General features: G+C 67.5%; 8 protein-coding genes. 4 read left to right on the forward strand and 4 right to left on the reverse strand.

Going from position 1 to position 9,836, the window contains the following annotated elements; translation table 11 throughout:
• Positions 1–2,949, forward strand: a 2,949-nt coding sequence (locus ACYVKX_RS12605) for a TM0106 family RecB-like putative nuclease (protein ID WP_460832755.1), incomplete at its 5' end; no start/stop codon positions are given.
• Positions 2,950–3,035: 86 nt separating this feature from the next.
• Here ACYVKX_RS12605 and ACYVKX_RS12610 read toward each other — a convergent pair.
• Positions 3,036–3,350, reverse strand: a complete 315-nt coding sequence (locus ACYVKX_RS12610; protein WP_460832757.1) for a hypothetical protein — start codon at positions 3,348–3,350, stop codon at positions 3,036–3,038.
• On the reverse strand, positions 3,347–4,783 hold the full coding sequence (locus tag ACYVKX_RS12615) for a zinc-ribbon domain-containing protein (protein ID WP_460832760.1): 1,437 nt from the start codon (positions 4,781–4,783) through the stop codon (positions 3,347–3,349). Before ACYVKX_RS12615 ends, ACYVKX_RS12610 begins: the two co-directional genes overlap by 4 nt.
• Before the next feature lie 584 nt (positions 4,784–5,367).
• On the opposite strand from ACYVKX_RS12615, the gene ACYVKX_RS12620 reads away from it, so the two are divergent.
• Entirely contained in the window at positions 5,368–7,407 is a 2,040-nt protein-coding gene (locus ACYVKX_RS12620) for a DEAD/DEAH box helicase (RefSeq protein WP_460832762.1), read from the forward strand.
• 18 nt (positions 7,408–7,425) lie between these two features.
• Positions 7,426–7,662: a hypothetical protein gene (locus ACYVKX_RS12625; RefSeq protein ID WP_460832765.1), complete on the forward strand. Its 237-nt coding sequence runs from the start codon at positions 7,426–7,428 to the stop codon at positions 7,660–7,662.
• Positions 7,663–7,699: 37 nt separating this feature from the next.
• On the opposite strand, the gene ACYVKX_RS12630 is transcribed toward ACYVKX_RS12625, so the two are convergent.
• Complete coding sequence (locus tag ACYVKX_RS12630; protein WP_460832768.1) at positions 7,700–8,629, reverse strand: restriction system modified-DNA reader domain-containing protein; 930 nt, start codon at positions 8,627–8,629, stop codon at positions 7,700–7,702.
• A gap of 224 nt (positions 8,630–8,853) precedes the next feature.
• Here ACYVKX_RS12630 and ACYVKX_RS12635 point away from each other — a divergent pair, with 224 nt between their 5' ends.
• Positions 8,854–9,492: an HNH endonuclease family protein gene (locus tag ACYVKX_RS12635; RefSeq protein ID WP_460832770.1), complete on the forward strand. Its 639-nt coding sequence runs from the start codon at positions 8,854–8,856 to the stop codon at positions 9,490–9,492.
• A 45-nt stretch (positions 9,493–9,537) separates the two neighbouring features.
• Here the strand turns inward: ACYVKX_RS12635 and ACYVKX_RS12640 are convergent.
• Positions 9,538–9,836 (reverse strand): hypothetical protein (locus tag ACYVKX_RS12640; protein WP_460832772.1); only part of this gene is annotated, 299 nt, incomplete at its 5' end.

Raw genomic sequence — 9,836 nt, forward strand, 5'->3', positions numbered from 1 at the left:
GTCGAGCTGCTGCTCGGCAACGGCCGCCACGTCAGGTTCCCCCTGAGCGATCTGGCGCCGGTGTTCCGGGAGCGCCGGCGGCGCCTGCTGGAACTCCTGCACGGACACCAGGCCGCTGAGTCGCCGGCCGAGTGGGGGATGCCGGGCGTGCTCGCCTGCGGCCGCTGCGATGTCTGCAGCGAGGAGGTCGCCGCCGCCAACGACCTGCTGCTCGTCGCCGGGATGCGGATGACCCAACGCCGCAAGCTGATGGATGCCGGCATCACCACCATCGACCAGTTGGCCGCGGCCCCGTCGGGCGTCGACGGCATGTCCGCCTCGACGTTCACCACGCTCCATGCGCAGGCAGCGCTCCAGGTCGCCGGTGGCACCGAGGGAGCACCCGTCACCGCCGACGTCTTCTGCCCAGACCACCTCGCCGTGATCCCCGCTCCGTCTCCCGGCGACCTGTTCTTCGACTTCGAGGGCGACCCGATGTGGAACGACGGGAACCCCGACTGGTGGGGCTTGGAGTACCTCTTCGGTGTCACCGAGGTGCCCGAGCCCGGCGTCGAGTCTCCGTTCACTCCGTTCTGGGCCCACGACCGGGCGCAAGAGAAGCAGGCGCTCGAGGACTTCATCGAGTTCGTCCGAGTCCGCCGCGAGAAACATCCCGACCTGCACATCTACCACTACGCGGCGTACGAGAAGTCCGCGCTGCTGCGGCTCGCGGCCAAGCACGCGACCTGCGAGGCCGCCGTCGACGAGCTGCTCTCCGCAGGCGTCCTAGTCGACCTGTACGCCGTCGTGCGCGGCGCAATCCGGGTCTCCGCGCCGTCCTACAGCATCAAGAAGCTCGAGCCCCTCTACATGGGCGACGACCTGCGTGAGGGCGACGTGACCGACGCGGCGGCATCGATAGTCGAGTACCACGCCTACTGCCAGGCCCGGGACAGCGGCGATGCCGAGGCGGCCGCGAAGCTGCTGGCCGAGATCCGCGACTACAACCGCTACGACTGCGAGAGCACCCGCCGGCTGCGTGACTGGCTGCTCGAGCGGGCCGCCGAGCACGGCGTGACGCCCCGCGCCGCGGAGCCCGCGGAGGCGAAGCCGTCTGATCTCGAGCTGACGCCGCTCGAGGTCCAGCTGCGTGAGGGCCTGCCCGAGACCGGGCGCACCCCGGACGAGCAGGCGCGGGCCATGCTGGCCGCGGCGATCGGCTACAACCGGCGCGAGCACAAGCCGTTCTGGTGGGCCCACTTCGACCGGCTGTCCTCGGCGCTGACCGACTGGCGCGATGAGCGCGACGTCTTCGTGGCGGAGTCCGCCGATGTGATTCAGGACTGGGCGAAGCCGACCCCGCGATCGAGTCCCCATCGCCACGTGCGCCTGGTCGGCCGCTGGGGTGCGGGCAGCGTGGTGCGCGACGGCGACCAGATGAGCACCGTCTACGCGAACCCCGTAGACGGAGCGCACGACGTACCCGCCAACGCATCGCTGGGCTGCTCACGTAGCGGGGTCGTGGTCGTCTCCCGTGGACACGACCACGACGGCCGCGACGTCCTGGTGGTCGACGAGACGTTGACTAAGGATTGCGCCCCCTATGACCAGCTTCCCGACGCCGTCGTTCCCGGGCCACCGCCGGGCACCGGCGGCATCGACGCGGCCGTCCAGGAGCTGGCCGAGGCGGTGCTCGCGCGCGGACTACACCCGCAGCCCGGCCTCGACGTCCTGCGCCGCACTCCACCCCGCCTCAGTGGGGGAGGACTGCCGCGCGGTGGGGACTCGGTCGACGACATCTTCGACGCTGTGCGCGCCGTGGACCGTTCGTACGTCGCCATCCAGGGGCCTCCGGGCGCCGGCAAGACGTACGTCGGGTCTCACGTCGTTGCGGGGCTGGTGCGCGACCATGGTTGGAAGGTCGGGGTGGTCGCCCAGGGCCACGCGGTGGTGGAGCACATGCTCGACGCGATCGTGCAGGCCGGGCTGCCCGGTTCGGTGGTCGCCAAGAAGGTCGGCGACGTCGGTGCGTCCCGTGCCTGGACCGGGATCAAGGACAGTGGCTACGCGAAGTTCCTCGAGGAGAACAGCACCGGCTGCGTGGTCGGTGGCACCGCGTGGGACTTCGTCAACACCAAGCGGATCGACCGGGACTCGCTGGACCTCCTGGTCATCGACGAGGCCGGTCAGTTCTCGCTCGCGCACACGCTCGCCGTCTCAGTGGCAGCGCAGAGGCTGCTCCTGCTCGGTGACCCCCAGCAGTTGCCGCAGGTCAGCCAGGGCATCCACCCCGAGCCCGTCGACGACTCTGCGCTGGGATGGCTCATCGGTGAGCACGCAACGCTGCCTGAGGACTTCGGCTACTTCCTCGACCTCACCTGGCGCATGCACCCCGACCTCGCCGAGAAGGACTCGAAGCTCTCCTACGAGGGCCGGCTCCGAGCGCACCCGCGAACGGCCGAACGTGATCTGGCAGGCGTGGAGCCCGGCCTGCACGTCGTACGCCTCGACCACCAGGACTGTTCCGTCGAGTCCATGGAGGAGGCCGACGAGGTGGTCCGCCAGGTCGAGAGCCTGGTCGGTACGCCGTGGACCGCGCCCGACCTCTTCGAGGGCACGCGGCCGCTGATCGCCGAGGACTTCCTCGTCGTCGCGCCCTACAACGCTCAGGTGCACGTGGTCCGCCGGGCGCTGGACGAGCGTGGCTTCGCCGACATGCTGGTCGGCACGGTCGACAAGTTCCAAGGCCGGGAAGCTGCCGTCGTCATCGTGTCGATGACCGCATCGTCGGTCGCCGACGTACCGCGTGGCATTGACTTCCTGCTTGACCGCAACCGTGTCAACGTCGCGATCTCGCGGGGGCAGTGGCTGGCTGTCCTCATTCGCAGCGGCCGCTTGACCCAGTTCATGCCGACATCAACCACTGGGCTGCTCCAGCTAGGAGCGTTCGTCGGGATCTGCGAAGACTGACAACCACGAATCACTGGCCGTCCGGTTCCAGAGAAGAAGGCGCCGACAGAGTCGCTCATCACGAACCGACACGCTGCGTTCCGTCCCTAGTCGCGCGGTCGCGCAGCTGATGGGTACTCGATGCCGAAGTGGGCGGCAATGACCTCCGTGGTCTCGCAGCCCCAGCCGGAACGGCTCTGCATCGGCTCCGGGTCATCATCGACCGAATCGCAGACGCCTGAGCCGGATCCGCAGTCCCGGTGCAGCGCCAAGAGCTTGCGGGCGAGCGAGTCGTCGATCGCGTTGAGGCGACGCATCGCGTCCACCCACCGGGAGACGGGAGCCGGTGAGTCGTCGACCTCGTGCACCACGTCCATGTGCAAGGCCGCGCTGGCCTCCTCGTCGCATTGGTACCGGGTCATGCGAGGGACGCTATGCCATCAGAAGCCGCCGCGCTGCAGGATCGTGCCTTTGCTGCGGCGCCCTCGTCGCGAACTCGTTCGATGCAGTCCGCAGCTGCGAGTTCGGCCGAGGCGATGGTCTCGGTCCATCCGCCCGTCGCTGACATCTCGGCCGGCCCCAGCCATGCCGGCAGGCCCAGATCCCGCCGCCACCAGGCCTTGATCGCGCGCTCGACGGCTGCGGCGTCTGCCCCAATGGAGAAATACTCGAGGTTGAGCACCTGCCAGGCCCGCGCCTGGAACATCGCTAGGCGGGTGGTGCCTTCGTTGGTCACGCCGATCTTCAGGGCTCCGAGTGCGGAGTGCTCGAGGAGGTAGACGTAGCCGGGACGGCCGGGGTTGAAGCCACCTCGCTCAGCGCACTCCGGACACCCTTGGCCATGGGTGCGGTTGTTGACCGTCGACTCCCACTCGTGCCCGGCAGAGCATCGCCACCAGGCCTTCCTGTTGGAGTACACCGCGATCGCCGCCGGCCAAAGACCCTCGTTTCGGGTGGGGTGCCACTCAGCGGCTATCGCAGGAGCGCGCGAGGCCAGGTCGTTGACGCCGGGCCGGACAGTCTGGCCGGCGCACGCGGGGCAGCCGTTCCCGCGCGAGCGTGATGCCACCGTGGTTTGCCACTCGTGGCCGTCGCGATCACAGCGCCACCACACCTTGGTCCCGTTCATGGCGGTGACCATCTGCGGTGTGCGCTCGTTTCTCGTGGGATGCCATTCAGCGGCGATCTCCGGGCGCACGCTCGCGAGGTCGTTGAAGCTGATCAGGATGCGGTGCCCGGAGCAGAAGGGGCAGTTCGACCCGTTCGATCGGGAGTTGGCGGAGGCCTCCCACTCGTGGCCGAGACTGCATTGCCACCAGAACTTCCGTGCAGTGGATCTGAATACATGCGTGGGAGTCAGCGGTGCGTTGCGGCTGGGGTGCCACTCGGCGGCCAGTCCCGGAGCCGTGGTGGCCATGTCGTTCACCCCCGGGAGGACCCGTTGACCCGCGCACACCGGGCAGCCCTGGTCTCCGAAGGTGCGGTTCCCGACCGTCATCTGCCACTCGTGGCCGTCCTTGCACTGCCACCAGTACTTGCGCCCGCCCGATGTGGCCACGAGGCCAGGCGTGAGGTCACCGTTCCTCGTCGGGTGCCACTCGGCTGCGATGTGCGGCGCCTTCGTGGCCAGGTCGTTGAAGCCGGTCAACACCCTGTTGCCGGCGCAGAACGGGCACCCGGTGCCGTTCTTGCGGTTGTTGATCGTTGACTCCCATTCGTGCCCCAGCTCGTCGAGCCACCAGACGCGCTTGCCCGAGCCGGGCCTGACGTCAGCCGGCGTGAGGGGCGCGTTGCGGGTGGGGTGCCATTGCCCGGCCAGATCTGGCCGAACGGCGGCGAGGGATGGGCGCTGCATGCCGATAGTGCATCACCCAGGGCCGACGCCTGCTCGCGGTTTGAGAGGGTGGCACCGATAGAGATTCCGGACGACACGCCCCGGAGTTGGTGGCGCGATCTGTTGAAGGGGGCGAGTGCGCAGGTCCGCGAACCGCCGCGGTGGTCGGCGTCAGATCAGGCACTGGGTCGCGCTTGGCGCCCTACGGCTGCACCTTCGGGGCTGAGGAAGGCGACCTCCGGCGCGTTGGTCGGACGTGCACGCGCACAGAAGTGCACCAGGGTGTCGGCTTGGCCGGGATGGACGGTCGGCCTTAGTTGCTGCACGAGCTCACCCTGCCGCATGGTGATGGTGCCTCGCCCGTTCCAGCCATGAGTGTCAAGGCGCACATCGCTGCGACGCCGCCGCTCCGCATCAGAGGAGCGATTCGCGCAGATGCTGCAAGACCCGGGCTGTCCCGGCGCTCCGGCGCCCGGCGTCCGGCGTCCGGCGTTCGCGGGGCCGGCGCTCACTTCCCCCGCGTCGAGGGGCCGGGCCAGAGACGATCTCCGCTGATCAACCATGATCGAGTTATTAGATGTGGAAGGTTTGGTAGAGTTGTGAGCATGGAGGAAGACGAGAGCGACTTCATGCGGGTGGCTGCGGCTGCCGACTACGTAGGTGTCTCGGCCCAGACGCTGCGGCGCTGGGACCGCGATGGGCGGCTCCCGGCGGTCAAGCGGCCGGGCAGCAGTCACCGCTACTACCGGCGGGCGGACCTGGAGGAGTACCGCTTGGAGTATCGCCGTGCGCAGGATGCGACCGGGAAGGTGTCGATCTTCGCGACCGCGAACGCGGACATCGAGGCGAACAACCTGCTGCGCGAGCCGCAGCGGGAGGCTCATCGGGCGGTGCGGGAGCACTTCGCGTCCTCCGACGAACCCGGCATCTTGCAGATCCCGGTGGGCTGCGGGAAGACCGGCATCATGTCGACTCTGCCGTTCGGTATCTCCGAGGGCAGGGTCCTGGTGATCACGCCGAACCTGACGATCCGCAAGGGTGTCCAGGAGGCGCTCGACGTCACCAGCCGGGAGTGCTTCTGGACGAAGATGCGCGTGCTGTCGGACTTCACAGCAGGCCCGTGGACGGCGGTACTGGACGGGCCGGCGGCGAACGTGCACGACGCCATCGAGAGCGACTTCGTGCTTACGAACGTGCAGCAGTTGGCGAGCCGGGCGGACCGGTGGCTGCCGCAGTTCCCGCCGGACTTCTTCGACATGATCCTGGTCGACGAGGGTCACCACGCTCCGGCGGAGAGCTGGCAGAAGGTGTTCCGGCGGTTCCCGGACGCAAAGGTGGTGAGCCTGACCGCGACGCCGTTCCGGGCGGACGAGAAGCAGATGCATGGCGAGCTGCTGTACAAGTTCTCGTTCACCAAGGCCATGGTGAACGGGTACATCAAGCAGATCCACTCCCGGAACGTCGCGCCGGCCGAGCTCTACTTCACCTACAGCGACGACACCTCCGTCAAGCACACCCTGGACGAGGTACTGGAGTTACGGGAGGAGGCGTGGTTCCGCCGCGGCGTGGCGCTCAGCACCGAGTGCAACCGGCACATCGTCGAGGCGAGCATCCAACAGTGCGACGCGATGCGTGCGGCGACCGGGGTGAAGCACCAGGTTATCGCTGCAGCCTGCTCGGTCGACCACGCCCGCCAGGTCGCGGCGCTGTACGAGGAGTGCGGGTACGTCGCGGCCGAGATCCACTCCGACATGGGCGAGGACGAGCAGGAGGCCGTCCTTGAGCGACTGAGAACCGGCACCCTGGACTGCATCGTGCAAGTCCAGATGCTCGGCGAGGGATTCGACCACCCCCGGCTGAGCGTCGGGGCGATCTTCCGGCCGTTCCGGTCCCTGGCGCCTTACATCCAGTTCGTCGGCCGCGTCATGCGCGTCGTTCAGCAGAGTAAGCCGGACCACCCCGACAACCAGGGTCACGTGGTCTCCCACGTGGGCCTGAACAACGACGAGCGCTGGTCGGAGTTCCGCGAGCTCGATCTGGACGACCAGGAGCTCATCCACGGCTGGGTCACCGGGAACGAGAGCGACTCCGAGCCCAGCGATTCCGATGGCGAGCCGCGTTCTCGCCGGTTCGACGGCGGGATGCTCGTGAACAACGAGTTCCTGACCGACTTCATCGACCAGGCCTACCTGGACCCGAACGACGACCGGGTCCTGGAGGAGATGCTGGCAAAGGAGGTCGCCCCGGGCTTGACGCTGGGTGACATCACGACCCTGGAACAGCTGCGTGCAGCGCTCCTGGCGAAGCAAGCCGAGCGGCCGCCCGACGTACCGATCGCGATCCCGGTGCCGCCGCAGCGTCGCCGGCAGGCGGCCCGCAAGCGGCTGAACCAGCGGGTCGGGTCGACCGCGAACCGGGTCCTGGACGACTTGGGTCTCCCGAGGCAGGGCCGGCAGCTCGCGAAGGTCGTGAAGGGATCGATGCAGCCGAACGTGCAGGTCGTCACCCGGCTGCTGAACACGGCAGTCTCCGCCGAGGTCGGTGACGACCGCGGTGAGGCGTCCGTCGACGACCTCGAGCGCGCGTACAACAAGCTCGACGCCATCGCGGACGAGGTGCGTGAAGACATTGCAGGCAAGCTATGACGACGGATGGAGTGGTTCATGCCCAAGGTGAAGGCGGTTCTCGGCCACGTGTCGGTCGAGACCGCACTGCGCAAGCGGATCTGTTCCCGGCACAAGTCCGGGAGGGCCGCGCACCCGATCTACAAGGACCAGGCGTGCCTCGTCGTGAAGGACTCCGACGGGTCCAAGCACAACTATTGCCAGGAGTCCGCCGAGGACATCCTCGACCTGGCGGCGAACGACCTCGCCGCGCTCCGCAGCGCTCTCGGCATCTAGGGGACCACGATCACGTCTGATCAGACCGACCTGCTGGCTATTCGTCTGCCGGGTCGCCCGCCATGGCCTCCTCAGACGCTTGAGCTGCAGCGATCTGGTGGCGGATCTCGTTAAGGGTCGGGCCTCCCTCGTCGAGCCGCCAGGCGTACCAGCCGTCGTAGGAGACGACCTCGGCGGCAGCCATCGCTGCTCCCGAGGGTGAGCGGAACTCACGCCCGTCGGAGAGCCTGATGTGGCCGTTGCTCAGCAGGACCCCCTCGTAGCGCTGTCCCTTCTTCGGCCGTACCCACACAAGATCGCGAGGCGCTCCCGCGACCGTGGCCACCTCCGCCAAGGAGACCTCGCGGAAGTCAACGGCCTGCGCGCCGGCGGTCGTCGTGTCGCCGGTCGCGGCGGTCGCAGAGAGAGTCGTCTCTGGTTCGTTCTCCCATTCCACGTTGAGGAACCGGTGTCCTTCGTCGTCGGCGTAGAACGCGACCTTGAGCAGCTTCACCGGCAGGTTGTTGTCAAGAAGGAACTCCAAGGCCTGCGCCGTCTTGGGCTCGAAGGTCCGCGCCACCAGCACGAGCTGGGGTTGACGCACCACCAGGGTCGGGGTGTCGGTGCCGGTGAACTCCTGCCAGTCCTCCCAGAAGCCTGCTGCGCCTCCGTGGTACCGCCCGGCCATCTCATCCAGACCGACGGTGCGGGCCCACCCGGCGTACTCAAGTGCCTGCGCGAGCAGGGTTCGATCCACGTCGCGCTTCACCTCGATTACAACGATCCGCCCTTGCCTGTCCAGCGCAAGGACGTCGGGTCTCCCGAGCGGGAGGACAGGCTGACGGGCCACCCTGAACAGGTTCTCCCCAGTCAGCTCCTCGAGGTTGTCCCACAACAGCTCTTCGATCTCCTCCTCGTAGACACCCGACGAGATGGCCTGCCGCTGGAAGGGCACAAGTGAGGAGTCATCGAGCTGGAAAAAGGGCATGCGTCCTCCGGTCAGTCGCCGTGTCACCAGGACCTGGCATAGCAAGGATGGTCGAACCAAGGCGCCCGTAGGTGCTGAATCGTTCGAACGGTAGGGATCGGCTCAGCTGAGGGCCAGCTCGCGGGTGGGCGCGCTTGTTGGTTCGGGCAGCCGTGTTGGATCCTCTCGCCCGAGGATTCGCTTGTAAGCCAGGCGAGGGTCGAGGGCAGAAGGAGGAGGAGATCGTGCGGCTGCTGTACGTGATCGTCGGCGTCGTCGTGGGGGTCAGCGTCCTCAGCGCCCCTGCCTACGGTGAGGAGGAGCGGTTGCGGGCTGCCGTACGGCAGCTGTCGGTGGCTCGTGAGACCAACGTCGGCTATGACCGCGAGAAGTTCCAGCTCTGGATTGACGCCGACGGCGATTGCCAGGACACCCGTGCCGAGGTCCTCATCGCTGAGTCCCGCGAGGGGACGACGGGCGGGTGCGTGGTCGAGACAGGGGAGTGGTTCTCCTACTACGACCGCGAGACGTGGACCGATGCGAGCGACGTCGATATCGATCACATGGTGGCGCTGGCCGAGGCGTGGGGATCCGGTGCCAGGCGGTGGACTGGGGCGAGCAGGAAGCGGTTCGCGAATGATCTGCGCGACCGACGTGCGCTGGTCGCTGTCACAGACAACGTCAACCAGTCCAAGGGGGACCGAGATCCGGCGGAGTGGATGCCCGAGTATGGCCAGTGCCGGTACGTCCGTGAGTGGGTCGCGATCAAGCTGCGGTGGAGCCTGAAGGTGAACCGGGCAGAGAAGCGGCGGCTGGTGGAGCTGGCCGGTGGTTGCAGGAACAAGATGCTGCGGTGGGCGCCTGCGCGCGTCGTGTACCGATAGGAGCGCGCCGCTGTGCGGCCGCTGTGTCACGCCGGCGGGAACACATCACTCGATGCCGTCGGTGTTCAGTTCGTGTCGGTTGTTCCTGAGGAACCGCTTCGTCTCTTCAGAGTCGGCGGAGTAGCGGTAAGTATCTGTGCGGCGGCTGTCGGCCCAGGAGGTCTTGCTCTTGGAGTGGACGTTCATTTCTCCGTCCTTGATCTCGTAGACCCTGGTCTCACTGAAGTTCTTGCCGCTGTACGAAGTCTCGGTTCTGAAGCCCTCGTTCTGGTCGAGCTGTTGGCTTGCAGCCGAGCTGTCCAAAGTCTCAGCTTGTTGTCCACAACGGTCAGCCGGGGCTGACG

This window comes from Nocardioides hungaricus (genome assembly GCF_054782915.1).

Coding starts and splice junctions, on each gene's coding strand:
- ACYVKX_RS12610 (WP_460832757.1), bottom strand. CDS start 3,350: ATGACCCGGTACCAATGCGACGAGGAGGCCAGCGCGGCCTTGCACATG.
- ACYVKX_RS12615 (WP_460832760.1), bottom strand. CDS start 4,783: ATGCAGCGCCCATCCCTCGCCGCCGTTCGGCCAGATCTGGCCGGGCAA.
- ACYVKX_RS12620 (WP_460832762.1), top strand. CDS start 5,368: ATGGAGGAAGACGAGAGCGACTTCATGCGGGTGGCTGCGGCTGCCGAC.
- ACYVKX_RS12625 (WP_460832765.1), top strand. CDS start 7,426: ATGCCCAAGGTGAAGGCGGTTCTCGGCCACGTGTCGGTCGAGACCGCA.
- ACYVKX_RS12630 (WP_460832768.1), bottom strand. CDS start 8,629: ATGCCCTTTTTCCAGCTCGATGACTCCTCACTTGTGCCCTTCCAGCGG.